At 62.3% G+C, this 26323-nt stretch carries 23 protein-coding genes; 8 read left to right on the top strand and 15 right to left on the bottom strand.

The window, feature by feature from the left end; translation table 11 throughout:
• Nucleotides 1-28 precede the first annotated feature (28 nt).
• Nucleotides 29-1333: an MFS transporter gene (locus tag LDN70_RS10040; protein WP_223942507.1), complete on the top strand. Its 1305-nt coding sequence runs from the start codon at nucleotides 29-31 to the stop codon at nucleotides 1331-1333.
• The gene (locus LDN70_RS10045) at nucleotides 1326-2576 is read left to right on the top strand and encodes an FAD-dependent oxidoreductase (RefSeq protein WP_142939367.1); all 1251 of its coding nucleotides are present in this window, start codon (nucleotides 1326-1328) and stop codon (nucleotides 2574-2576) included. Before LDN70_RS10040 ends, LDN70_RS10045 begins: the two co-directional genes overlap by 8 nt.
• A 40-nt stretch (nucleotides 2577-2616) precedes the next feature.
• Here the strand turns inward: LDN70_RS10045 and LDN70_RS10050 are convergent, their stop codons facing one another.
• The 4 genes from LDN70_RS10050 to LDN70_RS10065 all read right to left on the bottom strand — a co-directional run bounded on the left by LDN70_RS10050 (nucleotide 2617) and on the right by LDN70_RS10065 (nucleotide 6203).
• Entirely contained in the window at nucleotides 2617-3384 is a 768-nt protein-coding gene (locus tag LDN70_RS10050) for an SCO1664 family protein (protein ID WP_223942508.1), read from the bottom strand.
• Nucleotides 3384-3932 carry a DUF3090 domain-containing protein gene (locus LDN70_RS10055; RefSeq protein ID WP_142939365.1) on the bottom strand — a complete coding sequence of 183 codons (549 nt, stop codon included), beginning with the start codon at nucleotides 3930-3932 and terminating at the stop codon, nucleotides 3384-3386. Before LDN70_RS10055 ends, LDN70_RS10050 begins: the two co-directional genes overlap by 1 nt.
• 24 nt (nucleotides 3933-3956) lie before the next feature.
• The gene (locus LDN70_RS10060; RefSeq protein WP_223942509.1) at nucleotides 3957-4649 is read right to left on the bottom strand and encodes a histidine phosphatase family protein; all 693 of its coding nucleotides are present in this window, start codon (nucleotides 4647-4649) and stop codon (nucleotides 3957-3959) included.
• 90 nt (nucleotides 4650-4739) lie between these two features.
• Complete coding sequence (locus tag LDN70_RS10065) at nucleotides 4740-6203, bottom strand: MGDG synthase family glycosyltransferase (protein ID WP_223942510.1); 1464 nt, start codon at nucleotides 6201-6203, stop codon at nucleotides 4740-4742.
• A gap of 215 nt (nucleotides 6204-6418) precedes the next feature.
• Between LDN70_RS10065 and LDN70_RS10070 the strand changes: the two genes are divergently transcribed.
• Together LDN70_RS10070 and LDN70_RS10075 are read left to right on the top strand one after the other, a co-directional pair.
• Nucleotides 6419-7519, top strand: a complete 1101-nt coding sequence (locus LDN70_RS10070; RefSeq protein WP_223942630.1) for a ferredoxin reductase — start codon at nucleotides 6419-6421, stop codon at nucleotides 7517-7519.
• A 13-nt stretch (nucleotides 7520-7532) separates the two neighbouring features.
• Nucleotides 7533-8693: a fatty acid desaturase family protein gene (locus LDN70_RS10075; RefSeq protein ID WP_223942511.1), complete on the top strand. Its 1161-nt coding sequence runs from the start codon at nucleotides 7533-7535 to the stop codon at nucleotides 8691-8693.
• A gap of 47 nt (nucleotides 8694-8740) precedes the next feature.
• Here the strand turns inward: LDN70_RS10075 and mtr are convergent, their stop codons facing one another.
• The 3 genes from mtr to LDN70_RS10090 form a co-directional block, all read right to left on the bottom strand.
• On the bottom strand, nucleotides 8741-10150 hold the full coding sequence (mtr, locus tag LDN70_RS10080) for a mycothione reductase (RefSeq protein ID WP_223942512.1): 1410 nt from the start codon (nucleotides 10148-10150) through the stop codon (nucleotides 8741-8743).
• A 159-nt stretch (nucleotides 10151-10309) separates the two neighbouring features.
• Nucleotides 10310-11269 carry a 2-hydroxyacid dehydrogenase gene (locus LDN70_RS10085; protein WP_223942513.1) on the bottom strand — a complete coding sequence of 320 codons (960 nt, stop codon included), beginning with the start codon at nucleotides 11267-11269 and terminating at the stop codon, nucleotides 10310-10312.
• Nucleotides 11266-12465 (bottom strand): pyridoxal phosphate-dependent aminotransferase, encoded by a 1200-nt coding sequence (locus tag LDN70_RS10090; RefSeq protein WP_223942514.1) that lies wholly within the window; start codon nucleotides 12463-12465, stop codon nucleotides 11266-11268. Before LDN70_RS10090 ends, LDN70_RS10085 begins: the two co-directional genes overlap by 4 nt.
• A 124-nt stretch (nucleotides 12466-12589) precedes the next feature.
• On the opposite strand from LDN70_RS10090, the gene LDN70_RS10095 reads away from it, so the two are divergent.
• Entirely contained in the window at nucleotides 12590-13624 is a 1035-nt protein-coding gene (locus LDN70_RS10095; RefSeq protein ID WP_223942515.1) for an AAA family ATPase, read from the top strand.
• A gap of 82 nt (nucleotides 13625-13706) precedes the next feature.
• On the opposite strand, the gene LDN70_RS10100 is transcribed toward LDN70_RS10095, so the two are convergent.
• The 7 genes from LDN70_RS10100 to LDN70_RS10130 form a co-directional block, all read right to left on the bottom strand.
• Nucleotides 13707-14729: a DUF808 domain-containing protein gene (locus LDN70_RS10100; RefSeq protein WP_142939356.1), complete on the bottom strand. Its 1023-nt coding sequence runs from the start codon at nucleotides 14727-14729 to the stop codon at nucleotides 13707-13709.
• Between the two features lie 139 nt (nucleotides 14730-14868).
• Nucleotides 14869-15864, bottom strand: coding sequence for a fumarylacetoacetate hydrolase family protein (locus tag LDN70_RS10105; protein WP_223942516.1), 996 nt, complete (start codon nucleotides 15862-15864; stop codon nucleotides 14869-14871).
• 8 nt (nucleotides 15865-15872) lie between these two features.
• Nucleotides 15873-16949: an amidohydrolase family protein gene (locus tag LDN70_RS10110; RefSeq protein WP_223942517.1), complete on the bottom strand. Its 1077-nt coding sequence runs from the start codon at nucleotides 16947-16949 to the stop codon at nucleotides 15873-15875.
• Nucleotides 16946-18070, bottom strand: coding sequence for an FAD-dependent monooxygenase (locus LDN70_RS10115; RefSeq protein ID WP_223942518.1), 1125 nt, complete (start codon nucleotides 18068-18070; stop codon nucleotides 16946-16948). Before LDN70_RS10115 ends, LDN70_RS10110 begins: the two co-directional genes overlap by 4 nt.
• Before the next feature lie 106 nt (nucleotides 18071-18176).
• Entirely contained in the window at nucleotides 18177-19136 is a 960-nt protein-coding gene (locus LDN70_RS10120; RefSeq protein WP_223942631.1) for a cyclase family protein, read from the bottom strand.
• 44 nt (nucleotides 19137-19180) lie between these two features.
• Nucleotides 19181-20122, bottom strand: a complete 942-nt coding sequence (locus tag LDN70_RS10125) for a fumarylacetoacetate hydrolase family protein (protein WP_142939352.1) — start codon at nucleotides 20120-20122, stop codon at nucleotides 19181-19183.
• Nucleotides 20123-20126: 4 nt separating this feature from the next.
• The gene (locus tag LDN70_RS10130) at nucleotides 20127-21146 is read right to left on the bottom strand and encodes a VOC family protein (RefSeq protein ID WP_166842095.1); all 1020 of its coding nucleotides are present in this window, start codon (nucleotides 21144-21146) and stop codon (nucleotides 20127-20129) included.
• Nucleotides 21147-21362: 216 nt separating this feature from the next.
• On the opposite strand from LDN70_RS10130, the gene LDN70_RS10135 reads away from it, so the two are divergent.
• Nucleotides 21363-22319, top strand: coding sequence for a LysR family transcriptional regulator (locus LDN70_RS10135; RefSeq protein ID WP_142939350.1), 957 nt, complete (start codon nucleotides 21363-21365; stop codon nucleotides 22317-22319).
• Between the two features lie 84 nt (nucleotides 22320-22403).
• Here LDN70_RS10135 and LDN70_RS10140 read toward each other — a convergent pair whose 3' ends face one another.
• Complete coding sequence (locus LDN70_RS10140) at nucleotides 22404-23180, bottom strand: type 1 glutamine amidotransferase domain-containing protein (protein WP_223942519.1); 777 nt, start codon at nucleotides 23178-23180, stop codon at nucleotides 22404-22406.
• A 206-nt stretch (nucleotides 23181-23386) separates the two neighbouring features.
• Between LDN70_RS10140 and LDN70_RS10145 the strand changes: the two genes are divergently transcribed.
• Nucleotides 23387-24454 (top strand): LacI family DNA-binding transcriptional regulator, encoded by a 1068-nt coding sequence (locus LDN70_RS10145; RefSeq protein ID WP_223942520.1) that lies wholly within the window; start codon nucleotides 23387-23389, stop codon nucleotides 24452-24454.
• 78 nt (nucleotides 24455-24532) lie between these two features.
• Complete coding sequence (locus tag LDN70_RS10150) at nucleotides 24533-26206, top strand: ABC transporter substrate-binding protein (RefSeq protein ID WP_142939347.1); 1674 nt, start codon at nucleotides 24533-24535, stop codon at nucleotides 26204-26206.
• Nucleotides 26207-26323 lie beyond the last annotated feature (117 nt).

The following is a 26323-nucleotide window of genomic DNA, read 5'->3' on the forward strand; positions in this document are numbered from 1 at the left end:
TTTGCCTGACCCATCCGAAAGTGGTGGGATGAATCACTCACTTCCCGCTGCAGCGTCGCAAGAGGCATCCTCCAGAATCGTCGCCGCTGCTGTTCCCAGCACTGAGGCCGGTCCGCGGTTTTCCAAAGGCTCGGCACTAGCCGTCCTGGTGTGCTGGCTTCTGGTGGTTTTCGACGGCTACGACCTCATTGTCTACGGCACCGTCCAGGCCTCCCTGATCTCCGAGACCGGCTGGGGCCTGACCAAAGCCACCGCCGGGACCATTGGGTCCATGGCATTCCTCGGCATGATGATCGGAGCGATCTTTGCAGGCCGGATGGCCGACTCCTGGGGACGGCGCAAGACAATCCTCGGGTGCGCGATCGTCTTTTCGATCTTCACCATCCTGTGTGCGTTTGCTCCCAATGCGGCGGTCTTTGGTGCACTTCGCCTCCTGGCCGGCGTCGGGCTTGGCGGGCTGGTGCCCTCGGCCAATGCCCTGGTGGCCGAGTTGGTCCCCACAAAATGGCGCTCCACCATCGCCACGCTCATGATGTCCGGCGTCCCGATCGGCGGCTCTCTGGCCGCGCTGGTGGGAATTCCCCTGATCCCCGCTTTCGGGTGGGAAGTGATGTTCCTGGTGGCTGTCCTGGCGCTGGTGATCGTGGTGCCGCTGGGCTTGAAGTACATCCCGGAGACGCTGACGCCGGGCTCGATGAAGCGTACTAAGTCCAAGAACTCCGCTGGTTTCGGTACTCTGCTCCGCGCCCCTTACCTGGGTATCAGCATGCTCTTTGCCCTCGCCACCATCGCCACCTTGTTCGCTTGGTATGGCTTGGGCACGTGGCTGCCCAATCTGATGCAGTTGGCGGGCTACAACCTGGGATCGGCTCTCACCTTTGCACTGGCACTGAACCTCGGTGCCGTTGCCGGATCGGTCCTTACGGCATGGGCGGGCACACGCTTCGGGCCGATTCCTACGGCCATAACGGCAGCCGCCGTCGCCGCCGTCGGACTGGCGGTCCTCCTGGCCAGCCCGCCCGTTAGCGTCGTCTATGCCGCACTGGTGCTTGCCGGCGTCGGAACCCATGGCACCCAGTGCCTCATCATCGCCGCGGTGGCCAGCCACTATCCCGACCACCTGCGGGGGACAGCGCTTGGCTGGGCGTTGGGCACCGGCCGGATCGGAGCTGTCATCGCACCCCAAGTGGGTGGCCTCCTTCTGGCAGCCGGAATGGGCGTCAACTCAAACTTCCTCGCGTTTGCCGGAGCCGCAGCGATTGCCGCGGTCCTCCTGGCCGGCGTCGGACTCAAAATCAAACTCACCATCTCCCAAGGAGCACACAATGTCTGAGTACCTCAATTCCACTGACGTCCTGGTTGTGGGAGGAGGCATGGCCGGCCTTGCAGGCGCCCTGGCCCTCCGCGAAAACGGCGCCAACGTCACGCTGGTAGAGCGGGCGCCCGAGTTCGGCGAGGTAGGCGCCGGCCTGCAAATGGCACCGAATGCATCCCGTGTCCTAAAGCGCTGGGGCTTGCTGGAGAAGGCACTGGAAATCGGTGTCCAGCCCAAGCACTTGGTGTTCCGGGATGCTGTTACCGGAGAAGAGCTGACGAGGCAGTCGCTTCAGGGGGAGTTCAAGGACCGGTACGGCGCACCGTACGTGGTGATCCACCGCAGCGACCTGCACCGGGTTCTCCTTGAAGGCTGTGAAGCTGCCGGGGTGAAGCTCATCAACGATGTCATGGTGAACGGCGTGGAAACGGTGAACGGCAGGGGAGTAGTGCACACCGAGTCGGGTGTGGACTATGAAGCCGATGTGGTGATCGCTGCCGACGGATTGAAGTCCACGCTGCGCCCGCTGGTGGCCTCGGATGAACCCGTTTCCTCCGCTTACGTGGCATACAGGGGAACCGTGCCCATTACGTCGGAAACCCCTGCTGCGGACCTCGAAGACGTCGTGGTTTATCTCGGCCCGGACTGTCACCTGGTGCAGTACCCCCTGCGCAAGGGGGAGCTGCTGAACACTGTGGCCGTTTTCAAATCGCCGTCCTTCGAGCGCGGTGAAGAACAATACGGCGGAGTGGACGAGCTGCAGGCCGCCTACCAGGACTGTGTTCCGGCGGTGCAGGCGGCTCTTGCGAACCTCGGCACGGGCATCCGCTGGCCCATGTACGATCGCGACCCCATTGAAAACTGGGTCGCCGGCCGTATGGTTCTGATGGGCGACGCCGCCCACCCCATGCTCCAGTACCTTGCCCAAGGTGCCTGCCAGGCCCTCGAAGACGCCGCCGTGCTGCAAGACGTCACCGCAGGCACCGTCTTCACCGCTGACGGCGTCAACCCGGCCGCGTGGGATGAAGCGCTTGCCGCGTTCAATTCCGCCCGCGCCACCAGGACAGCCCGGGTCCAGCGCACCGCCCGCGTCTGGGGCGAGTCCTGGCACGTTTCCGGCCTCGCGCGGACACTGCGCAACTTGCTGTTCAAGAGCCGCAAGGACAACGACTTCCAGTACAACGATTGGCTTTATGAGGCGGCGGGCCAAGGCGTGCCTGCACTGGAGGCGGCCTTGGTAACCAGCAAGCAGCCTGCCTGATGTTGGGCGTTTGTTGAGGGGGCCAGCCGGACCTGGTTCCCTAAAACAGGGGCCAGGGCACGGCCGGCATCTCCCCGCTCGGAGCCGGAAAGCACCCTGCCGCGCGCAACCGCTCGCACCGAGTGGTGAGCGATGCGATTTCTTCGGCGCTGAGCAAGTCGGCCAGGTCCCGGCCGAGTCCACCCTGCAGTCCTTCGGTCACACGATCGATGCCTTCGAGTTCCTCGTCCGTAAGAGCATCGCCCAGCCAGCCCCACAGCACCGTGCGCAGCTTGTGGTCCTGGTGGAAGGTCAGTCCATGGTCCACGCCGTGCCGGACGCCGTCCGTCATGGCGAGGATGTGGTCGCCTTTCCGGTCGGCGTTGTTGACCACCGCATCGAACACAGCCATTCGCCTGAGCGCGGCCGAGTCTTCGTGAACGAGGGAAACCATCCGTCCGTTCTCATCCTGTCCTTCGAGGACGTGTTTCCATCCCGTCTCCGGTACGTGCTCCGTCGCGAGCAGGTTCACTGCGCGCTGGGTGGGGTCTTGCTCCTGCCAGAGCTGCACCATTCCAGCACCCAGGGGACCATCGCGTAGCCAGGTGCGTGGCACGATGTCCCAGTCGAAAACCTGCGAGACCAGGTAGGCGGCTACTTCGCGGTGAGCCAGGCATCCGTGCGGAAAATCCCATAGCGGGCTTTCGCCTGCTATGGGCTTGTAGACGACGTCGACGTCGGCGATGCTGCCCAGGAAGGTAGCGTTCGACGCCGTCGTAATGCGGCCGGTGAGTGTCAGCTCGGCGGTCATGAGCTCCGGCGCGGGCATCAGGCCTCGGGAAGGGCGCAGACGTGCCCGTCGGCGTCCATGGGGAGACCGCACAGCGGGCACGCGGGTCGTCCGGCCCCGACGATCTCCCGGGTGCGTTTGGCGAAAGCGCGGGCGGTGCCTACGGGCATGCGCACCAGCAACATTTCGGCCGCGTTGGAGCCGTCCTCATCACGTGGTTCGTCGTCGTCATCGAGGTCAGCGATGGGGTACGCCTCGATGACAACCTGCGCAGTGGTTGGATCCCAGCCCAAGCTCATGGCGCCTGTGCGGAACTGTTCTTCAACGGCTTCCAGAGGGTCATTGTCTACAAGTTCAGGGGGAGTACTTGTGGGAACGCTGAACGGGTTGCCTTGGACGGTGATGAGCTGATCGAGGATTTCGTCGATCTTATCCGCGAGCAGAGCCGACTGCTGCTTCTCCAAAGCAACACTCACCATTTGCTTTCCCGTACGCACCTGCAGGTAGAAGGTCCGCGACCCGGGAAGGCCGATGGTGCCAACAACGACCCGATCAGGCCAGGCAAACTCGTGAACAAGTGTAGGCATGTCTGTATTTTAGGCACATAAGGTTCACAGAGCGTTGTGCCCCACACCGCCGCCCACTGGCGCATCCCCGGCGGGGACAATATTTGTAAGCCATGACAGATCACCCGCGTCTGTGTTGGTCGCGTATACGCTCGGCCGGCTAGGGCCGTAGCGCACGATCGAAACAGAGGCAGGGCCCACGTTGATTCGCTGAAACAGGTCAAGGTGCATGCCGAGCGCGTCGGCGAGGATCGACTTGATAACGTCGCCATGACTTACGGCAACCCATACGGCACCTGGCCCGTGCTCGGCTTCGAAGGCCGCATCGTGACGTCGAATCGCTGCCACGGAACGAGCCTGCATTGCCGCCATGGATTCACCACCGGGAAACACGACGGCGGCTGGTTGCGATTGCACAACCGGCCACAAATTCTCGGTGGCCAGGTCGCTGAGGGAGCGGCCCTGCCACTGGCCGTAATCGCACTCGGTGAGATCCGGGTCGACCGGCGCGTACGGCGTGCCGGCCTGGCGGTCGATGATGAGCCGGGCCGTCTGTTGGCAGCGCTCAAGGGGGCTCGATACGACCGCGACTACCGGGACGGCCGCGAGCCGGTCAGCTGTCTGAGCCGCCTGTTCGCGGCCCACCTGGTCCAGGTCGACACCAAGGGCCCGCCCGGCCAGCAGTCCAGTTGCATTGGCCGTGGTGCGGCCGTGCCGCACAAGAATAACTGTTGCCATTGACCAAGCCTAACCACCGGATGCTTGGGGACAGAGCTGGTGCAGCGGGGAAGCAGCTGGTGGGCAGGTCCACCGATGGGGTTTTGCCAGCTACCCATGGAGGTCGCGGAACGGCGCCAACGGCCCTTCGACACGGACAGGAAGTGCGTCGTCGCCCCTCAACAAGGCGCGGAGCAACCTCCGTTGCTCCCAACGGAGAAGCAGGGACGCCCGGCCGCGCCGGAGCACCAAGTCTCCGTCCGGCGTCGAGTACCGCTTCTGCAGATCCGGCAGCTCATCTTCCTGAAGAAGTGCAACCGTGCTGCCCGAAGCCTGGTCGACCAAGCGCACCAAAGAGGAAGGTCCCGTGAGGTCGGTTGCGACAAAGCGGTTCTCGCTGGCGGCAAGGATGGTCCTTTGTGCCGCGCGCGTCACTACCAGCGGCCTGGAGGGCCCGTCCAGCAGCTCGCTTAGTACGTCGGCTGCGGCGTCAGGGCGGCCTGTTCTCTGCGCCGCCGCCTGCATCTTCTGCAACCGGCCGGGATCGCGCAGTACCTGGTCGATCTTCCAGCCGATCGTTGCGGCGGTGTTGCAGCGTACGGCTGCCCCCTGCTCCATGAGGTAATCGCCGTTGCGTACTTCCTGACCAGGGATCGGGTTCACAAGGACCATGGGGAGACCCGCGGCCATGCATTCCGACGCCGACAGCCCGCCCGGTTTGCCCACGAACAGGTCCGCCCGCTGCAGCAGCTGCGGCATTTCCGCTGTGAAGCCAAGAACGCTGTAGCGGTCGCCGGCCGACGCCACGAGTGCCCCGATGCGCTGCCGCAGCGCATCATTGTGGCCGCACACCACTGTGACCGTGAAGGCTGAGCGCATATGCAGTGTCTGCCGAACCACCGAGACAGCGTAGTCGCCACCGGTCGCACCCGCAGAGATGAGCAGCATGGGTGGCTTGTTGGAATCGCGTACGGGCCCCGGACTGAGCTGTTTCTTGATGGGGATCCCCGTGGCAGTCACACGGTCGGAAGGAAGACCAAGCGCCATCAGCTCCACCTTTCCTTCTTCCCGGGCCACAAAGATCTTGTGGAATGCCCCGGAGAGCCACAAGCCTTGAAAGTCGTAATCGGTGGTGACCACAGCTGTCTTCGCATCGATCAGGCCGCGGAGAAGCAGTGCGGCCAACAGCTGGGCCGGAAGGAAATGTGTGCACACAATCGCGGTGGGCCGGAACCGCTTGATCGCACCAACAACCGGACTGGCGTTGACCCGCGTCCAGGGGTCAATCGGGCCACGGCGACGGAACGGCGGGTTGCTGATGTCGTAGCCCCATTCGACGAGCCACGGCAGGCCTTCCACGAGGACGAAGTAGCCCCGGCTCAAGAGTGCGCGGTAGAGGACGCTGCTCACCTGCAGCACGTCCAGCACCTGCACCTCGGCGATGTCAGCGCGCGCGGCGCATGCTTGCTGCACCGCCGCCGCGGCGCTGTTATGCCCGGATCCCACACCAGCGGTCAGGATTAGTACGCGCTGTCCGCTGGCGGTGCGTTTGTCTCGTGCAGACGTTGTGCGCATGAGGTGAGGCTAGCAGTCTGCATCCCCTTGATGACCCGGTGGCCGTGGCTTGATGTCGGTTCGACCTCAGGGAGGCGTTGGGTCTCCAAGTGGCGGTTTGCGCAGAATCCGGTGATGATAATACTCTCAGTCCTACTGAACCGGCATGGGCCACATAAGCCTCTTCCGGCCGAAGTGGTCGGATTCTTGTTCTCTGTCGTTGCGAGGAGCAGCTCATCGTCCGCTTCAGACCACTGGCCCGCATAGCCTCGGTTTTGACCACCCCGCTTGCGCCGGAGGATGTCCTGGCGCTCTTCAACCCTGTCTTTTCGTCCCGTCAGTTGCGCGGGGTGGTCACGGAGGTTGTCCATGAGACGGCCCAATCGGCCACTATTTTCTTTCGGCCCGGCCGCGGCTGGCATGCCCACCTGGCCGGTCAGTGGGCGCGGATAGGTGTAGAGCTCAACGGGGTTCGCCATTGGCGGTCCTATTCCCTGAGTTCACCGGCCGGCAAGGACCCGGCTATTACTGTCACTGACGTTGGATCCGTGTCAGGAACTCTGGTCCGCAAAACGAAGGTGGGTGATGTCCTCTTTTTGGCTCCACCTCAGGGCGACTTTGTCCTCCCTGAGCACCCCCGTTCACTCCTGATGCTCACGGCGGGAAGCGGCATCACGCCCGTCATGTCAATGATCCGGACGCTTGTCCCAAGCCGGCCCGATGCGAACGTTGTGCTGATCCACTCTTCCCGCGGGCAAGGCGACAGTATCTTCCGGGAGGAACTGGCTGAACTTGCTGATCAATTTCCTAACTTCCGGCTTGTCCAATGGCACACCGAAGGCCGTGGCCGCATGAACTTCACGTCCACGGCCGTGTTGGAGGAGGTTTGCCCGGACTGGCGGGCCAGGGCGGCGTATGCGTGCGGCCCCGAGTCCTTCCTAGATGACGCGGAAGCCATGTGGAACCAGGCGGCGCTGGCCGGTGCCGCTGCTTCCGCGAACGAATCCAAGGGTGTAAAAGAAGTGGGTTCGCTGACGATTGAGCGGTTCAGCACTGAACTCCGGGGAGGGGACGGAGGCGAAGGTGGCATAGTGACATTTGAGGCTTCCGACCGCGAGGTCCTTGCAGGCGGCAACGTTCCCATTCTCGACGTCGGGGAGGACGCAGGGTTGCTGATGCCCAGCGGATGTCGCATGGGCATTTGTCACAGCTGCCTCACCCCGCTGCTCGCCGGAAGGGTCCGCGATCTTCGTACCGGTGAGGTCCGCGGGGCACCTGGGGAACTCATCCAAACGTGCGTCTCGGCAGCTGCCGGACCCGTCAACCTCGGAATTTGAGGAGTACCACCGCATGTCAGTAGTTTCAGCCAAGAGCTCCGCCACCGCCGTCGGGCCCAAGACCCGGCCCGGTGCCCTTGCCGAGGCCGGCAGGCCGACAGTGCGGCCACCTGCGGCAGCCCACCTGAGCGACGAACAAGTAGCCCAGCTGGGCCGTGAGCTCGATGCCATCCGTGACGAAATCCTTGGCAAGCGAGGCTCCAGCGACGCCGCCTACATCAGGCGCATGATCAAGATCCAACGGGGGTTGGAAATCTCCGGTCGTGCCGCGCTGCTGGTGGGTAGGAACAAGGCAGCCTGGTTCACCGGCACAACGCTCCTCAGCGTGGCAAAAATTCTGGAGAATATGGAACTAGGCCACAACATCCTCCACGGGCAGTGGGATTGGATGAGAGACCCGGACATCCACTCCACCACGTGGGAATGGGACTTCGTTACCCCCTCGCGCTCGTGGCAGCACACTCATAACGATCTTCACCACCGCTGGACCAACGTGGTGGGCAAGGATCGCGACGTCGGGTACAACCTTCTGCGGATGGATCCCGATCAGGAATGGAAGCCTTTTAACCTGGGCAATCCCCTGTATAACGCCTTGCTCGCGCCCGTCTTCGAATGGGGCATAGCCATTTACGACTTGGAGATCCCCGAGTACAAAGAAGGCCTGAAATCCAAGGAGGCCATGAACAAGGATCTCAAAGCGCTGGGGCGAAAGGCGGTCAAACAGTTCGCTAAGGACTACGCCGCCACTCCTGCCTTGGCCATGCTTACAGGCTCCGGGAAGCAAGCCCTCTACGGCACACTGACTGCCAACGCTATCCGTAATGTCTGGGCCCACGCTGTCATTTTCTGTGGCCACTTTCCCGAGGGAACCGACACGTTCACCGAGGAAATGGTGGAAGGTGAAACCCGCGGCGACTGGTACGTACGTCAGATGATCGGATCGGCCAACATCTCAGGGCCCCGGTTCATGCACCTGATGACCGGAAACCTGTCGCATCAAATCGAGCACCACCTCTTCCCGGATCTGCCGTCCAACCGTTACGCCGAGATCGCACCCAAGGTCCGTGAGATCTGCGGTCGCTACGGTCTGAAGTACACCACGGGGCCGCTGCTGAAACAGGTGGGATCTGCGTGGGCTAAAGTTTTCAAGCTCGCCCTGCCCACAAGGAGTTAGTGTCTGCTTAGCTTCGGTGTGCGCGGACGTGTGACGTGGTGTTCTGGTCAGTTGAAGGTGAGACCAAGCAGGGCGTTTTCGGTGACTTCGGGCAGCGCGGGGTGAATCCAGTATTGATGGGCGGCGAATTGACGTACGTCGAGGTCGAAGGCCAGGACAGTGATCATTTGCTGGATCAGGGTGGATGCTTGTGGGCCCATGTAGTGGGCGCCGAGGAGTTTGCCGGTGTCCTGATCGGCTATCAGCTTGCAGATGCCGGTTGTGTCTTCCAGGGCCCACCCAAAGGCCACGTCCCCGTAGTCCTGGACTTTGACGGTGACGTTATGGCCGTGTTCGCGGGCTTGGGATTCGGTCATGCCTACCGTGGCAATCTGGGGATGCGTGAAAACGGCGGCGGGGACATGGCGGTGAGGCATTTCCTGAAGCTTGTTCGGGTTCAACAGATTGTGGCGGACGGCGCGCATCTCTGCGTTGGCTACATGCTTGAGCATGTAGGGCGAGGAGACGTCGCCAAGAGCCCACACGCCGTCGGCGGAGCTCGACCGGCCGTACTCATCGACCTTGATGCGCCCGTCATTGGTCATGTCGATCCCGCCGGAAGGTAGGTCCAGCAGGTCTCCGTTGGGGGTGCGCCCGGCGGCTACCAGCAGTACCTCCCCGGTGGCGGTGGAGCCGTCGTCGAGCCTGACGGAAATACCGTCATCGCTCTGATCGGCGCCAACGGTGGTCCTGCCGAACCGGACATCGAAGCGTTTGGCGGCCAGGGTGTTGAAACGATCGTGAAGGTCCTCATCGAGGTTCTTCAGGAGCGTGGAGCGGGCGATGATTGTGACGTCCGTGCCAAGGGCGTCGAAGACGTGGGCGAACTCCATGGCAATGTAGCCTCCGCCAATGATCACCAGGGATTTGGGCAGCTGCGGAATCCGCATGATGTCCTCATTGGTGTGGTACCGCACGCCGGAGTCGGCGATGGCCCCGGGAATAACGGGTCGGGAGCCGGCCGCGACGACGATCCGGTCGCCCGAGATGGTTCGCTGGTGGACCCCTTGGCCGGTTCGCAACGTACGATCACCAACGAAAACGGCGTGCTGGTCATAGACGTCGATGTTTGGGGTCTGCGGTCCGCGGCGATACTCTTCACCGGCAGCGGAGATGGCATCGATCCGGTTCCCGAAGATGCGGCTCACCATGCCTGGCCAGTCAACGGAGTTGACCTCAGCCTCCAAGCCCAGCCTTCCGGACTCCGCGGTCTGCAGTGCGACGTCGGCGGTGTGAACGTACATCTTCGTGGGGATGCAGCCTACGTTCAGGCAGGTCCCGCCGAAGGAAGCCTTCTCGATGATCGCGATCGATTGGTCCTCGAACCCGGGTCCGGGAATGGAATTCCCGGACCCGGTGCCGATGATCACCAGGTCGTAGTGTCGGTCTACGGCAGTCTTGCTGGCAGGGGTGTTCATAAGGGTTGTCCTCGCTCTTGGTTGTTCCAACCCTACTGAACTCCAACCTCACGGTTAGCGCAGCCTTGGCCGGTAGCTTCGCGCGTCCGCGAAGCTCGAACACCCCTGGCGGGTTAACCGGAACTGACTGGCGACCACATCTATGTTGGCCCCGACGCCCTATGCGATGGGCGCGGGTGGTTGTTCTCCGCTCAACACTGCCAGTGCGTTATCAGCGGCGAGCATGGCCATGGCTGTGCGTGTCTCCACGGTGGCTGAGCCGAGGTGTGGCACGAGCGCAACATTGTCCAGCCCAAGAAGTTCGGGGTGAACGCTTGGCTCTTTCTCGAAGACGTCGAGCCCGGCACCGGCAATTACACCCTCTCGGAGGGCTGTTGCCAGCGCATCTTCATTCACGATGGGTCCGCGCGCAGTGTTGATGAGGAATGCAGAATTCTTCATTGCAGCGAGTTGTTCGGCCCCGATCAGGTGATGAGTGGCGGGACCGTACGGGCAGTGCAGGGAGACGACGTCGGCAACGGCCAGCAGCTCGTCGAGATCGACGCGTCGGGCGTCCAGTTCGGCGGCGATTTGAGGATCGACTTCGCTGCGGGACTGGTAGACGATCTCCATGCCGAAGGCTTTGGCCCTCCGCGCGGTTGCTTGGCCGATGCCGCCCATGCCTACGATGCCGAGGGTCTTGCCTTGCAGGCTGGACCCGAGGAGGAAGAACATGCCCCACTTCCAAGCTTGGCCGGAGCGGATGAGTCGTTCGCCCTCGCCGAGTCGTCGGGTTGCCATGAGGATGAGACCGAAGGCGATGTCCGCTGTTGCTTCGATGAGTACGCCTGGCGTGTTGGTGGCCACGACGCCCCGTTCGGTGCAGGCGGGCACGTCGATGTTGTCATAGCCGACGGCGACGTTCGCGACGACTTTGAGTTGCGGGCCGGCGGCGTCGAGCAGTTCTGCGTCGACGCGCTCGGTAAGCAGGGACACTATGGCATCGGCTCTGGCGACCCGGCGTAGGAGCTCGTCTCGCCCAATGGACTCCGGGCCACTCCAGGCATCTACTTCGTGTTCTGCGCGGAGCTTTTCGATGGCAGCGTCGGGGATGCGTCCCGTGACGACGACGCGGCTCATGCGGTCACCATCCAGTCGCGGAGGCGGCCAAGGCCGTCACGGATGTCAGCGACGTCGATGCCTGAGTAGGCGAGGCGGATGTACTGCCGCTCTTCTCCGGGTTGGCGTCGGCCGAAGTGCTCACGGGTGCAGAAGGAAACTCCGGTTTTGTAGAGGGCGTCGCTGGCGAAGTCGCCCACTGCCGTGTATCCCATCTTCTCCATGACGTCGGTGACGTCCGGGAACAGGTAGAACGTGGACTGCGGCACTGCGACGTGCATCCCGGGGACGGAGTTCACGAGCTCACAGGCAGCATCCCGGCGTTCACGCAGGATGTCCAACATCTGCTGGACGGGTTCCTGGGTGCCGCGGAGTGCTTCGATACCCGCCCACTGTACGTAGTGAGTGGTGCAGGATTCGTCGTTGGTGTTGAGGGTGCTGAGTACTTTGGCGATTTCGAGGGGCGCGACGGCGCAGCCGAGGCGTGAGCCTGTCATGGCGAACTTCTTGCTGAAGGTGTAGAGGATGACGGTTCGCTCGGCCATTCCCGGGATGGATGCGATTGAGCTGGAGACACCCTCGTAGCGGGTTTCGAAGTAGGCCTCGTCGGAGAGCACCCAGAGGTTGTGCTCTTGTGCGATGTGGGCGATGGCTTCACGTTCGGCCGTGGTGGACTCTGCAGAGATGGGGTTCTGTAGATCGTTGTAGATGATCGCTACGGTGTTCGGGGTGATGGAGGCACGTACCTGATCGAGGTCAATCGAGAAGCCCTGGCTGGTGGGGAGGTAGCGGTACGGTACCGCCGTGCCGCCGAGGTATTCGATCTGAGACTCGTAGATCGGGAATCCAGGGTTCGGGTAGAGCACTTCCTGTCCGGGGTTCATCACTGCCTGCAGGAACTTGGTGATGACGGGTTTGCCGCCGGTCATCACCACGACGTTGTCGGGGGAGAGGCTGATGCCGCGGCGTGAACCGAGGTCCTCGGCGAGGGCTTCGCGCAGTTGAGGGATGCCGGGGCCGGGGCAGTAGCCCGTGTAGCCGTCAGCGATGGCTTTGGTCATAGCTTCGATGATGTGCGGGGCGGTGGGGATGTTGATGTCGCCGAGGTGGAAGGGGAAAACCAGGTTTCCTTTGGCCTTCCAAGCCGCTGCCGCTTGGGCGACGCTAAAGGCGGTTTCGGTGCCAAGCCGGTCGAGTCGATGCGCGAGTTGCTGCATGCTGTGTACTCCTCGTTGAGTAAGGGTCTTTCGTAGACGCTAATACTAAACTAATATATCAGTAGCGCTTGATATAACTTAGGTACACCGGACCCTCCAGCCACTTCTGCCCTACAGTGGATGTATGGCAGCCAGCCGCAATCCGCTTGATGACCTGCGTGAAACCATTGGCCACTTGGCCAATCAGCTCAGGTTGTCCGGCTCGGAACGCGTGGACGATCTGATAGGTGATGTCACGGGCGCAAGGCCCGGGCCGGCCCGGCCACTTTCGGAGGTGCAGTCCGAACTGGACTCGCTGGTGGGCCTGGAGACCGTGAAGGAACAGGTGCGAGCCCTGGTCGCCTTGCTCCAAGTCCAGGCCCGCCGTAAGGCTCACGGCCTCCCGGAAGTTGCCACGTCTCAGCATTTGGTGTTTTTGGGAAACCCGGGGACGGGCAAGACCACCGTGGCCCGGCTCCTGGCCGAGATGTACCGCGCGGTGGGTTTATTGCAAAAAGGGCATTTGGTTGAGGTGGATCGCTCGGGCCTGGTAGGGCAGTATGTCGGGGCGACTGCCATCAAGACGGACCGCGTGATCCGACGAGCGCTCGATGGTGTCTTGTTCATCGACGAGGCCTACGCGCTGGCACCGGAAGATGGCCGAATGGACTTCGGCCCCGAGGCAATCGAGGTCTTGCTCAAGCGAATGGAGGATCACCGCCATCGGCTTGTGGTGATTGTGGCCGGCTACCCGCGCCTGATGGAAGCTTTTCTGCTTTCCAACCCCGGACTCCGTTCACGTTTCGCCCGGGAGATCACTTTCCCCAACTACTCCGTTGATGAGTTGCAGACCATATTCCACCGTATGCTGGCCCAGCATGAGTACATTTTGGAACCCGGCGCGGACCAGATGTTGCGTCGAATCCTTGCCGGGCTCCATGCCGGGGAGGACTCCGGTAACGCACGCTTTGCCCGCACGTTGTTCGAGCAGGCACTCAACCGACAGGCCCTGCGGCTCTCGCTTGATGAGGCTCAAAGTCTGGATGCACTCGATCGGGAGGCCGTCATGACCCTCACCGGAGTAGACCTCGTCGAGGCAGCGCTGGCGTTGGGTGAAGAACCGGAACCTGAGCCGACGCCGGAACCGGAGCGGTCGCGCTGGTGGAGCTGGCTGGTCTGAGTGTTTTCGGGCGGTCGGTCCGCGTAATATCCGGCCGCAGCTGCGGCGTCCAGGCTCACCTCTACCGGACGCCGCAACAGTTCTAGGAGACCGGATCCTCGTGGTTTTTCGCGGGCTTGTGTCCGGCGATCGCGGAACGGACGTCGCCTTCTTCGTGCCCCTCCTCCTTCTTGCCGAACGGCAGCACCTTCAGCAGCGGATGCAGGATGAGCATGATGACGAGGCCCCAGATGGCTCCCAGAATGGCCGAGCACAGCGTGTTCACCAGCCAGGCGAGGAAGCCGCCCACTACAGGGATCCCGGCGAAGGGTGACTCAAGTACATGAACCAAGTCGTAGGGAGCGTGCCAGCCGAGATCGTAGGCGCCCTGCAACATGATGTGACCGCCAACCCACAGCATGGCGATGGTCCCGATGAGCGTGATGGCACCCAGGACGGCCGGCATGCCCTTGACGAGCAGGCGGCCGAAGCGCTGGGAACCCGCGGAGTCCTTGGTGGTCAGGTGCAGGCCGATGTCATCCATTTTGACGATGAGCCCTACCGCACCGTAAACGAGGACGGTGATGATTACTGCTACGACCACCAGGATGAAAGCCCTGACCCACAATGACTCAGCTGCTACCTCATTCATGGCGATGACCATGATCTCGCAGGACAGGATGAAGTCCGTGGTGATGGCGCCCTTGGTCACCTTGGCCTCGGCCTCGGGTCCGCGTTGAACGGCCGGCGCTTTCTCATGCTCGGAGTGGCCACGAAGTTTGTGCCAGACCTTCTCGGCGCCCTCGTAGCAGAGGTAAGTGCCGCCCAACATGAGGATGAACGGAATAACTCCCGGAATGAAGGCGCTGATCAGCAGCAACGCCGGGAGGATGATCACCAGCTTGTTCCGCAGTGAACCCCAGAAGATCCGCTTGATCATGGGCAGTTCGCGGGACGGGTCCGCCCCGGACACGTACTGCGGAGTCACGGCGGCGTCGTCAATGACCACGCCGGCGGCTTTGGCCCCTGCTTTGGCTGCCCCTGCGGCGATGTCGTCGACGGATGCAGCCGCAATGCGGGCCAAGGCGGCAACATCGTCCAGAAGCGCTACCAGACCGCCGCTCATAGAACCGCCCCGTCCTGCTGAGGGGTGGACAAGAGAGTATGGCAACCTAAGGAAAAACGCGTAATGGGCATGATCGGATTATATGTTGCGGTGACAAAGAGCAGATGGCCAAAACGCGCGCAAAGGGACAATGTCAGTCCTAGGTGCGGAAGGCCACACTGACGGTGCGGTTCCGGGGACGGTTCCGGGCCGGGACCCTGGTCACGCCGTTTCGCCTTTCACCCACGGTGTTCTCGATGCTGCCGATTCCCTCCACAGCCATCCGCACAACGTCGCCGGTCTTCAGAGGTGGGGGTGTCTTGGACCCGTTCCGTCCCCAGAGTTCAGCGAGGCAGCCGCTGCCGCAGGTTCCGGAGCCGAGGACGTCCCCCGGTCGCACTACCGAGTCCTGGGACGCGTAGGCAACCAGCTCAGCGAACGGCCAACCCATGTTGGACAGCAGATCCTGGCCTATGGGCTGCCCGTTGACTTCCACAGCCATGGAGATGGGGAGAAAGCCCTCATCGTCATGCAGGTGTTCGAACTCATCAGCAGTCACGATCCAGGGGCCCAAAGTATTTGCGAAATCTTTGCCCTTGCAGGGACCCAGGCTGACTTTCATTTCGCGGCGCTGAAGGTCCCTGGCGGACCAGTCATTGAGCACGGTGTAGCCAAAGATGTGCCGGTGGGCATCTGCCGCTGACAGGTTACTGCCGTCGCTGCCCGGTACATGCCCGACGACGGCGGCTACCTCGGTCTCGAAGTCCAGTTCGCTGCATCCCGCCGGAATACTGATCACATCGCCTGTGCCTGTCACCGTGTGGGGGTTGGTGAAGTAGAACGTGGGTGCCTCGTACCATTCCGCAACAACGCCGGCCACGCCGTCGATGCTCTTCCTCACACCTTCCACATGCTCTTCAAAGGCCACGAAGTCCCTGATGGTGGCAGGTACCAGCGGCGCCAGCAACTCTACGTCCGCAAGGGCAACCGAAGGTGCGCCGCGAAGCGTTTCCGCGGCGATCTCCAGCGTTCTTGCCAAACCGGCACTCAACAAGTGGTTAACGGTTTGTCCCTCCGGCAACCCGAAGCAACTGCCGTCATCCACGAACCCGGAGTATGTACCGCCATCGTGATTCCAGCGGGCGATCTTGACCATGTGTTTCCTTAGGTGGTGGGGCGGACGGCGAGGCTGGCCGCAGCGCTGATGCCGAGGCCGGAAGCGTTGCCGGCAAGAACTTTGGCGGCATCGGCCGCGGTGAATCCTGCTTCGCTAACTGCCCCGACGGGATCGCTGGAGCCCATGTCGAATGGATAATCCGAGCCGAGCAGGACTTGCCCGGCGCCCGCCACCTCAACGAGGGCGCGCAGCTCGCGGGGGCTGTGCACCAGGGAATCGAAGAAGATCCTCTGAAGATACGTCGACGGCGGTTCGGCGCACCGCTGCGCCTCGGGGCGAACCTTCCAAGCGTGGTCCGATCGGCCAATGGTGGTGGGCAGGTAACCACCCCCGTGCGCGGCGAGGATCTTGAGGTCCGGGTGACGGTCCAGGACCCCGCTGAAAATCACGTGGGACAGCGCGACGGCGTTCTCTGCGGGCTGGGAGACCGTATTGGACAGGTAGAAGCGGTCCAGTCGTTCGTCCAGGGAGCAGCCAAAGGGGTGGAGGAACACGATTGCGTCCAGTTCCGCAGCCCGGTTCCAGAAAGGTTCCAGCCGCGGATCGGAGAGCTCAACAGTGCTGCGCTCCGGGTCCCCGGGCGTGGCAGCAAAAGAGCCGATCTCCACGCCCAGCAAGCCGCAGTCAAGAACAGCATGTTCCAAGGCCTCCACCATTAGCTGCGGATGTTGCAACGGAACCAAGCCCAGCCCGTTCAACCGTTCCGGTGCCTGCTGGACAAGATCCCGGACTGCCTCGTTTGTTTGCATGGCAAGCCGCAGTGCGAGCTCTTCCCCGGCAAAATAGTAGAAATGCGACGGCGACGGTGACACCAGTTGTACGTCCACTCCTTGGGCGTCCATGTCCGCCAGCCGGCGGTCAAGATCAGTGAGCTGCGGCCACCGTTCTTTGATCATGAGGCCGGAGTTCGCCATGGACTCGGGACCGTTCCGCCTGACTTCCAACGCCTGCAGTTCTGCGAAACCTTCAGGGTCAGCGGTGGCCACCAGCTGCTGCAAGGCCGGAATCAGAACGTGGGCATGGACATCCACAGTGGGCTGTTGGGCTGTTTCGATGTGGTTCATGCGGGTTCCTTAAGCATGGTGGAGAGCGAGTTCATCAGGCCCGGAACATTTGCGTCCCTGACACCGTCCAGCATCCATTGACCAAGGTGGACTGAGGCTTTGACGACGGCCGTTGCCCTGTCCAGGCGGCGGTCCGCGAACTCCTTCCAGAGGGTTTCCGTGACGTGGTCCGCGGCGATCAACAGCTCCGCAAGTACCGCGGCGTCTTCCAAGGCCATGGCCGCGCCTTGCGCCACTGTTGGAGGGCAACTGTGCGCCGCGTCGCCAATGATGACGGTACGGCCGCGGTTCCACGGTCCTTCCACCAGGTGCGAAGTGAACCACGTGTAGTTGATTCGCGCACTGTGGTCCAGGTTTGAGCGGATCTCGTTCCACGGGCCGCCGTAGGCGGCGGCGAGTTCGGCCATCACCTTGGGGCCGTCTTCCTGCTTGCGTTCCTGGGCCTTCTCCACGAGGTAGGCATAAATGGTGTCCGGGCCGGTGGGGCAGTAGCCGGCTATGAAACACGGCCCTCCGTAAGTGAGGTCGGTCCGGACCACTTCCCCAGGCCGTTCGACGAAGGCGCGCCAAATACCCATTCCCGTAGGCTTGGGCTCCACCTCGATGCCGATCGCTTTGCGGACTGCGGAGTGCAGTCCATCTGCGCCGATCAGGAGGTCGTAGCCCGAGGTGCCGCCGTCGCCGGTGCGGACGGTGACGCTGCCGCCGTCGTCCTCTATGTCGGTGACGGTCTTGCCGTAACTGATGCGGGCACCTGCCTGCACGGCGCGTTCACGCAGGATGGCAGTCAGGTCCGGACGGTACATACCGAGCGTCGCCGGAAGGTCGTCGCCACCGGTCCGGATGTCGTCCAGGACGGCAATCACGGTACCTGCGGGATCGGGGGCGCGCAGGCCGAGGGTGCTGAACGCGTACCCTTTCGCCTCCACGTCTTCCCAGACGCCAAGATCGCGCAGGACGCGCAGGGCATTTCCCTGCAGTGTGATACCGGAGCCAAGGGTTTGTGGCTCGGTGGCCTTCTCCAGAACCTCCACCTCGATCCCGGCATCTGCCAGGAGGATCGCCGCAGTGAGGCCTGCAGCCCCTGCTCCGACGATTCCGACCTTCTGTACTGCTGCCATCTTAGACTCCTTTGTGGTGACGGCCATACTGCCTATTGTGCTGCTTCTCGCGCGAGGCTGTTTCTGCCCTGGGCTACTTCGGCTGTGACACCGGAGGGCGGACCAGCTATCGCACGGCTACGGGGTTGACCGGGGAACCGACCGCTCCGGTGATGGGAAGCGGAGCGGCTGTCAGCATGAACTCATACCTGCCGTCCCGGGCGCATGCTTCCGCCAATTCATCCAGATCCCACATTTCGCCGAGGAACAGCCCCAGATTGGGAATGGCGATCTGGTGGAGTGGCTGGAAAGCACCTTCAAACTCGTTGGGCCGGACTTCGAATCCCCAGGTGTCTGTGGCGATTCCGGCGATCTCCGAGGCGTGCAGCCATGGTGCCGTGCTGAACGACAACCCGGGAGCGGACCCTCCGGCGTAATCACCCCAGCCTTCGCGGCGAACACGCGTGTACTGCCCGGTGCGGAGCACCACGATGTCGCCGCGGCGAACTACCGAGCTTGGACCCTGGCGTTCAATGGTGCGCTCCAGGTGCTCCGGGGTGATGGCGAAGCCATCGGGCAATTCCCCGTCAGTACGTCCAAGCTCCGGCCCCATGGCGCGGCCAACATCCAACAAAACACCACGGGTGACGATTTTGGCGGCGGCGGTTTCTATCCCGGTGAAGAGGTCGCCCTCAGAGGTGACAACATCTCCCGCGGCCCGGCCGTTCCAGGCTTTGCCGCGATCGAAGATGTGCCCAAGCCCGTCCCACTGAGTAGAGCACTGCAAGGGCATGGCGATCACGTCATCAGCCCCACCGAAGCCGTGCGGGAACCCCTGGTTGCCGCGCTCCGCGTCCACCCCGGTGTCGGTCATGGTGTGAACCGGGTTGGTGCGTCGACGCCACCCCTTCTGGGGGCCATTAGTGTCGAAGGGCTGGGACAAGGAGAACGCATCGCCAGACTTCACCAACGATGCCGCCTCCACGCGCTTGCCGTTGTCTATGAAGTTGAGGGTACCGAGGACGTCGTCGTCGCCCCAGCGTCCCCAGTTGTTGTATAGCTGAGCCGCGGCGGCGATGCTGCCCATCGGGTCAGAGGGCCGGATCAGGTTCGTCTCAACGGCGTCGGCGGTCACTGTTCGTCCTTGCAGTGAATGCGTTGGGTTCCCAGGCCGGTGATGGTGCCCTCCATGACGTCGCCGTCCTGCAGGAGCCGCCCCCAGTGCTGGCCGTTGCCCGCGGGGCTTCCGGTCAGAACCAGGTCGCCGGGCCGAAGAGGCATGATTTGGGATGCTTCGCTGACCAGTTTGGCGACACCGAAGATCATGTCCTGCGTTGACTCGTCCTGCATGGCCTTCCCGTTGAGCTCCAGTGTCACTTGGACATCCTGAGGGTCGCCGAAGAACTTGGCGGGCACCAGCAGGGGACCGGTGGGCAGGAAGCCCGGTGCGTTCTTGGCGCGGTACCAGTCCGAACCGATGGCGGGCATGTCCTTGCGGAACACATACTCGCGCGTGGTGATGTCGTTGACCATGGTGTACCCAAAGACATACTCGAGAGCTTCTTCCGGGGTTACCCGGAAAGCTTCCTTACCGATCACGGCTGCTAGCTCGAGTTCCCAATCGTGGGACTTGCTGTATGCCGGGAGGGTGAGATCGTCCGTGGCTGAAGCGATAGCCGTGGGGAGGCCGATGAAGAAATAGGGTGTTCCCTGGCCGGCGCGCTCATCCATCATGGCTGCTGTCTTGGCGCGCACCTCTTCGGCATCCTGGCCGGCTTCCCGGTGGGCCACGGCCAGATCGATCACGTGCTTGCGGTAGTTGGCGCCGGTCTGTAGGACCTGCGCCGGTTCCACTGGAGCAAGGACCTCGACGGCGGACAAGGCAAGGCCCGCCTCTTCACCGGCCGAGGCTGCGAGCTTGTCAAGTTCGTTTTCGGTGGTCTCCCAGTGGTGGATCAGGCCATTGATGTCACTGTCCAGGGGGAGGACACGTTCGCCTACCAGCAATCCTGCCCTGGCCTTTGTGTCGCCGGGTTCCTGGAAGCGGATCAGCGAGTACGTTGCGTCAGCCATGTTCCTAGCCCCGACCCTGCTTTGCGTAGGGGTTCAGGAGGGCTTCCTTCATTTCGGCGGATGCACCTTCTTCCGTGGCGGTGAAGCCTTCCGCCGGCGGGAAGGATTCTGTCATGGAGTGCGGCATGGCGCCGTTCTTGTAGAAGTTGTTGGAACCTTCCGAGGGCTTCCAGGTGTTGGCGTCCCAGTCCGGCACGTAGTTCCGGTAGCCGCCCGAGTTGAGCTCAACGCGCAGGCCTGAGGGGTCGCGGAAGTACAGGAAGTTCTGTTCGCCCACGCCGTGGATGGAGGGGCCGTATTCCATGGGGGTGCCGTTTTCCATCATGACGTCAGCAGTGCGGAGAAGGTCCTCGGTGGCGTCCACCCAGAACGCGATGTGGTTGACGCGGCCGGCGCGCTGGGAAGTATCTTTGACGACGCCGAGGTCGTGGGACTTCTCGTTGGTGGTCAGTACTGAGAAGACGGTGATGGGTGCTTCGTCCAGGTCAACGAACGCCATGACGCGGAAGCCCAGTGCCTCGTTGTACCACTTGGCGAATCCGCGGACATCGGAGGAAGCCACCGTGACGTGGTCCAGGAAACGGGGAGCGGCTGCGTGGCTGCTACGGCGTTCGGGACGGTCGGGGTACGTGGATTCGAAGCCGGGCTCGGCAACGAACTTCTCCACGTCATAGAACAAGCGCATGTGGTGGCCGTAGGGGCCGGTGAATTCGTAGGCCTTGCCGAAGCCGTGGCCACCGGCCGTCCAGGTGCCCTGCACACCTGTTGCTTCAACACGGGCTGCTGCGGCTTCCAGTGCTGCTTGGGAGTTGGTGCGCCACGCCATCCGGCCGAGCGATGCCTCGGGGCCTTCAGTGATGACCAGGCTGTAGCGGTAGTAGTCGCCCCAGCAGCGCAGGTACACATTGCCATCCACGCGATCAATGATGCGCATGCCGAATTTCTCCTCGTAGAACCGTGCCGAGGCTTCAACGTCCGGAGTGGTGATCTCGAGGTGGGCAAGATGGGAGAGGGGAGTTTCCACGATGAATTTCCTTCTGAGTGCTTGATTGCTGGGACAGTTATCTGCAGGTCCTGTAACAACCATGAGCCACATCACGTATTCGGAGAAGAGCAAGTATCTGATAGCAACTATCTGTTCGGCAAATACTGGCATGGCTCGCCGTCATGGTCCTTGTCCGGGGACCGCGGCTCGTGGGCACGCAAGCTAATGTCCTTCTCCTGTGGATAACCTAGGGGCATGAAGAACCTGGATCTGAACCTCTTGCCACAACTCCAGGTTCTGCTGGAGCTGCGGAACGTTTCCCGGGCTGCGGAACGGCTCCAGCTCAGCCAGCCGGCCACAAGTGCGGCGATGGCCAGGCTGCGGAGGCATTTCGACGACGAACTTTTGGTCCGTAACGGCCGCAGCTACGAGCTCACTCCCTTCGCGCAGTCTTTGGTCCCGCTGGTTGACGAAGCCATGCTTCACATTCAGCGGGCCACGCGCGTCAGGTCCGGATTCGATCCCACCACCAGTGAACGTGAGTTCGTGATTGCCGCATCCGATTATGCCGCGGCACTCATCGTGGGGCCCCTGAGGGGAATCCTGCGGCAGGAGGCTCCGCATGTGGTGGTGGACATCGTCCCCACGTCCGGGGTTCAGGGCGCCTTGGCTGACTATTCCAGAATGGACCTGCTGGTGGGGCCGATGGGCTACAAGATGCAAGGAACCACGAAACAACTGTTCCGGGACAGTTTTGTGGCCGTGGCCGATGCAGGAAACCCTCTTCTGCAGTTGCCGCGGCTGACCTTGGAGGACATCGTGGGGGTGCCGCACGCCGTGGGGTATTTCGGCGAGGGCATCAGCACGCCGGCGGACAAACTCTTTGAAAAGCGCGGTGTTCGGCGACGCGTGGCCGCTGTGGTGGCCGGCTTCCTGTCCCTGCCTTTAATGGTGGAGGGGACGGACCTTGTTGCGCTGGTTCCGCGCATGCTGGCATCCAGGGCGCAGCGGGGGGCGAGCATCGAGGTCCTGGAGTTCGCAGGGGAGTTGGAAGCGGCCTTGGTGGAAGCCATGTATTGGCATCCATCCCTGACAGAGGATCCCGCAAATGCGTGGCTCCGTTCCGTGGTGCAGCGCGCCTGCTCACAGCTCCATGAGATCTTTCATGTGACGGCTCATCCGGTCACCATCACGGCGGATCAGGCCAGTTAGCCCGGGAACGGTCGGGCGCCCCCATGGATGGGGGCGCCCGGATCAGAGTTGGCGTCCTAGCGCAGGGTACGTAACCCCATGGGACTAGTGATCGGCGTCCGCCGCATCTTTATTGGCGGACTTTTCCGCGTCCTTCTCTGCGCGCAATGCCTCGGACTCGTGTTGCTCGTCGGCCTTTTCCTGATGGATGACCTGGGCGAAGAGCTTCTCCATCTCCTTGGCGACACCTGCCGCTGAGGCTGGATTCTGGCCTGTTACCAGGCGCTCGTCCACCGCAACTTTCTCTTCAAAGACACCTGCGGAAACATGGCGGGCACCCTGCTCCTCCAAGCGGTCGGCCAGGAAGAACGGAATAACCTTGTCCTTGCCGGCAGCTACTTCCTCGTCATTGGTAAACGCGGCTACGTCGCGTCCTTGGACGAGTCGGAACCCGTTTTTTAGTTCCACATTCAGCAGACCGGCAGGACCGTGGCACACAGCTCCTACCAGACCTCCGGCGTCGTAGACGCTGGCTACCAGCCGCTGCAGTCCTTCGCTGTCCGGGAAGTCCCACATAGTGCCGTGCCCGCCTACGAGGTAGACGGCATCGTATTGGCCGGGATCCACGACGTCCACGCGGGCGGTGTTGTACAGCCCGGCGCGCGTGGTCTCATCCTGGGTAAAGGCAACCTGGATGGGGTCATCTGTATCTACCTCGTCGCTGGGAGGCTGGCCGCCCTTGATGGAGGCGAAGTCGACGAAGTGGCCTGAATCTTTGAAGACTTTCCAAGGATGTGCGGCCTCGGCGACGTTGTAACCGGTCTTCTCTCCCGTATCGCCGAGCTCGGAAACGCTGGTCAGTACCATGAGGATTTTCTTCATGAAGTGCTCCTTTCGTCCAACGTCCACCCTACGCCCCTTCCGTTTTTAGCCCTCCGGGCAGCCTGTTGACAGACGGGAAGTAACGCGGGTAACCTAAGTCACATGTTCACCGGGTAACGCGCGTTACCAACAGGGTTACCGGTGAGCAGCCAGATCATGAAGCTCTGGCACACCCTCGGATCGAACAAGAGCACCCGGAGCATTCAATGGCGAAAACCACCCCTGACGAGGCCGTGCCCGTGCGGCAGCGGGGAGTCACCATGAAGGACGTTGCCAACCACGCCGGCGTCTCCCGGACTGCAGTCTCGTTTGTGCTGAGCAACCGCGAAAACGCAAGCATTTCCGAGGAAACCCGCACCCGGATCAACCAGGCCGTGCAGGAGCTGGGTTACCGGCCCAACGCCGGTGCACGTGCTTTGGCATCCCGGCGCAGTGACTGGTACGGCATCGTGACAGAGATCGTCACGGCACCGTTCGCTGTCGACATCATTAAGGGAGCCCAAGACCAAGCCTGGCTTGACCGCCGGTTCCTACTCATCGCGCCCTCCGACCAGGCCGATGCCGTAGGACCCAACCAGGGCTTGGAAGATGCTGCAACTGAACAGCTGTTGGAACAACGAGTGGAAGGACTCCTGTACGCAGCCACGTTTCACCGGGGCGTCCATGTTCCGGCGAGCGCCAATGAAGTACCCACCGTGTTGATCAATTGCTTCGATGCGGATGGAAAGCTGCCCTCGATCGTCCCTGACGAGCGTGGGGGCGGCCGGGTGGCCGTCGAACGGTTGCTCCAAGCCGGCCATGCGCGGATTGGAGTCATCAATCTTGACCCGGTTATTCCTGCTTCAGTGGGGCGTTTGGAGGGTGCACGCGAAGCACTCGCCGCAGCCGGACTGGAGCTTGACCCGGAATTGGTGGTGTCCGGATATGCAACGGCTGACGGCGGCTACGAAGCTGCCTGCCACATCCTGGATCGCTACCCGGAAAGCGGCAGGCCAACGGCCCTGTTCTGCCTCAATGACCGGATGGCGATGGGCGCCTATGACGCCATCAAGGAACGGGGCCTGACCATCCCCGGGGACATCGCCGTGATCGGCTTCGACAACCAGGAACTTATTGCGGCCTACCTGCGGCCAAAATTGACCACGGTTGCGTTGCCATTCGAGAAAATGGGCGCCTTGGGCGTCCAAACGCTCGCCGCTCTCACAGCAGGACAGCCGATCCTTGCCGACCAGCAATTGGTCGACTGTCCGCTGCTAGAACGCTCTTCGGTCTGACCGCGAAATCAACGTCGAAGAGCAACCCTTACCCACCCCTTCACCTTGCACGATGAAGATAGGAAAGAGACAACCATCATGACACAACCCCGATACTTCCGGGCTGCCCGGATGACGGCGGCAAGCCTTGCAGTGGGCGCGATGCTGCTCACCGGCTGCACGGCAAATGTCACCAAGACAAGCACTTCCGACGCCGGAGCGAACGCCAGCGCGTTTCTCACCATTCCGCGTGAGGACATGGGAACGTTCGTGCAGAACTTCAACCCGTTCGCCCCCACGGTGAACCCGATGGTTCAGCAGTCCATCTACGAATCCCTCCTGATCTTCAACCCGGCAAAGGGAGATACGGTGCCGTGGCTGGCCACTGAGTGGAAGTCGGCGGAGGACGGCAAATCGGTCACCTTCACCCTTCGTGACGGTGTGAAGTGGTCTGACGGGCAGCCGTTCGTGGCTGACGATGTTGCTTTCACGTTCGAACTTCAGAAGAAGATCAAGGGCGGTTTTGAATACCTGGACACCGTCACGGCCGAGGGCAATAAGGTCACGTTCAACTTCAACAAGCCGTGGTCTCCGGCCCTCTATGATGTGGGTCAGCTGATCATCCTGCCCAAGCACGTATGGTCCGCATTGCCGGACCCGGAGAAGGATGCAAACGCCAAGCCCGTGGGCACTGGACCATACACCGAGGTTGATACTTTCCAGGCGCAGTCCTTCGTGCTCAAGAAGAACCCCAATTACTGGCAGCCGGAAAAGCAGAAGATCGCCGGCATCAAGATGCTCGCTTTTGCAGGAAACGACGGCGCCAACCTCGCCGCCGCAAACGGGGACGTGGACTGGGCTCCGCAGTACATTCCCAACATTGAAAAGACGTTTGTCTCCAAGGACAAGGAACACCGCCAGTACTGGTTCCCGGCCACCGGTGCCATGATCAACTGGCAGCTGAACACCACCAAAGCGCCGTTCAACGATGTTGATGTCCGCAAGGCGCTGAGCATGGCCGTGGACCGCGATCAGGTCACCAAGATCGGTATGAGCGGCTATGCCAAGCCGGCGGACTGCACTGGACTCTCCGGTAACTATGAGACGTGGAAGAACGCCGCGGTCAAGGACAACTGCACGTGGACCAACCACGATGTGCAAAAAGCCAACGAGCTACTGGATAAGGCGGGCTACCCCAAGGGAGCTGACGGGAAGCGCACGCTCAAGGACGGGAAGCCCTTCGAGTTCAAGATCTCCGTGGGTGCGACGTCCTCTGATTGGCTGTCCGTGGCCAACGTGATCGCGCAGAACCTGGCCGAGGTGGGCGTTACTGCCAAGGTGGAGTCCCCTGACTGGGCGGCAGTGGTTGCCGGTTACGAGACAGGCGACTTCGATTCCGGGATCGTCTGGAGCGCCAACGACCCCAGCCCGTACAAGTACTTCAACACCTCCATGGGCACCGCCACGGTGAAGCCGGTAGGCACCAAGACCTTTGATAACTACCACCGCTTCGGCGACACAAAGGCCGATGCCCTCCTGGCCGACTTCGCTGCGGAAGCTGACGAGTCCAAGCAAAAGGACATCGCCAACAAGCTGCAGGAAGAATACAACGACGTCGCACCGTTGGTGCCGCTGTTCTCCGGCCCTGAATGGGGTGCCTTCAATGACACCCGATTCACCGGATGGCCAACGGAGGACAACCCGTACGCCACCCTCTCCGTCCGTTCACCCACAACGGTGCTCGTCCTGACCACGCTGGAACCGCGCAAGTAATTCCTGGCAGGCCTCACGCCGCCGCATCAGCGCTGGCACGCCCGGCGGCACCTTGCCGCTGACCCGGCCTCCCCGCCGGGCGTGCCGCTTCACTTTCCGCAATCCCCGCAATTCCCG

It is taken from the genome of Arthrobacter sp. StoSoilB22, assembly GCF_019977315.1.
Lineage (GTDB): Bacteria > Actinomycetota > Actinomycetes > Actinomycetales > Micrococcaceae > Arthrobacter.

Bases quoted from the DNA above. Each gene is read 5' to 3' on its own strand.
- mtr (WP_223942512.1), bottom strand. From the start codon at position 10,150: ATGAACACCCCTGCCAGCAAGACTGCCGTAGACCGACACTACGACCTG.
- LDN70_RS10090 (WP_223942514.1), bottom strand. From the start codon at position 12,465: ATGCAGCAACTCGCGCATCGACTCGACCGGCTTGGCACCGAAACCGCC.
- LDN70_RS10100 (WP_142939356.1), bottom strand. From the start codon at position 14,729: ATGAGCGGCGGTCTGGTAGCGCTTCTGGACGATGTTGCCGCCTTGGCC.
- LDN70_RS10150 (WP_142939347.1), top strand. From the start codon at position 24,533: ATGACACAACCCCGATACTTCCGGGCTGCCCGGATGACGGCGGCAAGC.
- LDN70_RS10125 (WP_142939352.1), bottom strand. From the start codon at position 20,122: ATGGCTGACGCAACGTACTCGCTGATCCGCTTCCAGGAACCCGGCGAC.
- LDN70_RS10115 (WP_223942518.1), bottom strand. From the start codon at position 18,070: ATGGCAGCAGTACAGAAGGTCGGAATCGTCGGAGCAGGGGCTGCAGGC.
- LDN70_RS10040 (WP_223942507.1), top strand. From the start codon at position 29: ATGAATCACTCACTTCCCGCTGCAGCGTCGCAAGAGGCATCCTCCAGA.
- LDN70_RS10060 (WP_223942509.1), bottom strand. From the start codon at position 4,649: ATGGCAACAGTTATTCTTGTGCGGCACGGCCGCACCACGGCCAATGCA.
- LDN70_RS10120 (WP_223942631.1), bottom strand. From the start codon at position 19,136: ATGGGCAGCATCGCCGCCGCGGCTCAGCTATACAACAACTGGGGACGC.
- LDN70_RS10055 (WP_142939365.1), bottom strand. From the start codon at position 3,932: ATGCCTACACTTGTTCACGAGTTTGCCTGGCCTGATCGGGTCGTTGTT.
- LDN70_RS10110 (WP_223942517.1), bottom strand. From the start codon at position 16,949: ATGAACCACATCGAAACAGCCCAACAGCCCACTGTGGATGTCCATGCC.
- LDN70_RS10085 (WP_223942513.1), bottom strand. From the start codon at position 11,269: ATGAGCCGCGTCGTCGTCACGGGACGCATCCCCGACGCTGCCATCGAA.
- LDN70_RS10095 (WP_223942515.1), top strand. From the start codon at position 12,590: ATGGCAGCCAGCCGCAATCCGCTTGATGACCTGCGTGAAACCATTGGC.
- LDN70_RS10050 (WP_223942508.1), bottom strand. From the start codon at position 3,384: ATGCCCGCGCCGGAGCTCATGACCGCCGAGCTGACACTCACCGGCCGC.
- LDN70_RS10135 (WP_142939350.1), top strand. From the start codon at position 21,363: ATGAAGAACCTGGATCTGAACCTCTTGCCACAACTCCAGGTTCTGCTG.
- LDN70_RS10065 (WP_223942510.1), bottom strand. From the start codon at position 6,203: ATGCGCACAACGTCTGCACGAGACAAACGCACCGCCAGCGGACAGCGC.
- LDN70_RS10145 (WP_223942520.1), top strand. From the start codon at position 23,387: ATGGCGAAAACCACCCCTGACGAGGCCGTGCCCGTGCGGCAGCGGGGA.
- LDN70_RS10075 (WP_223942511.1), top strand. From the start codon at position 7,533: ATGTCAGTAGTTTCAGCCAAGAGCTCCGCCACCGCCGTCGGGCCCAAG.
- LDN70_RS10140 (WP_223942519.1), bottom strand. From the start codon at position 23,180: ATGAAGAAAATCCTCATGGTACTGACCAGCGTTTCCGAGCTCGGCGAT.
- LDN70_RS10105 (WP_223942516.1), bottom strand. From the start codon at position 15,864: ATGGTCAAGATCGCCCGCTGGAATCACGATGGCGGTACATACTCCGGG.
- LDN70_RS10045 (WP_142939367.1), top strand. From the start codon at position 1,326: ATGTCTGAGTACCTCAATTCCACTGACGTCCTGGTTGTGGGAGGAGGC.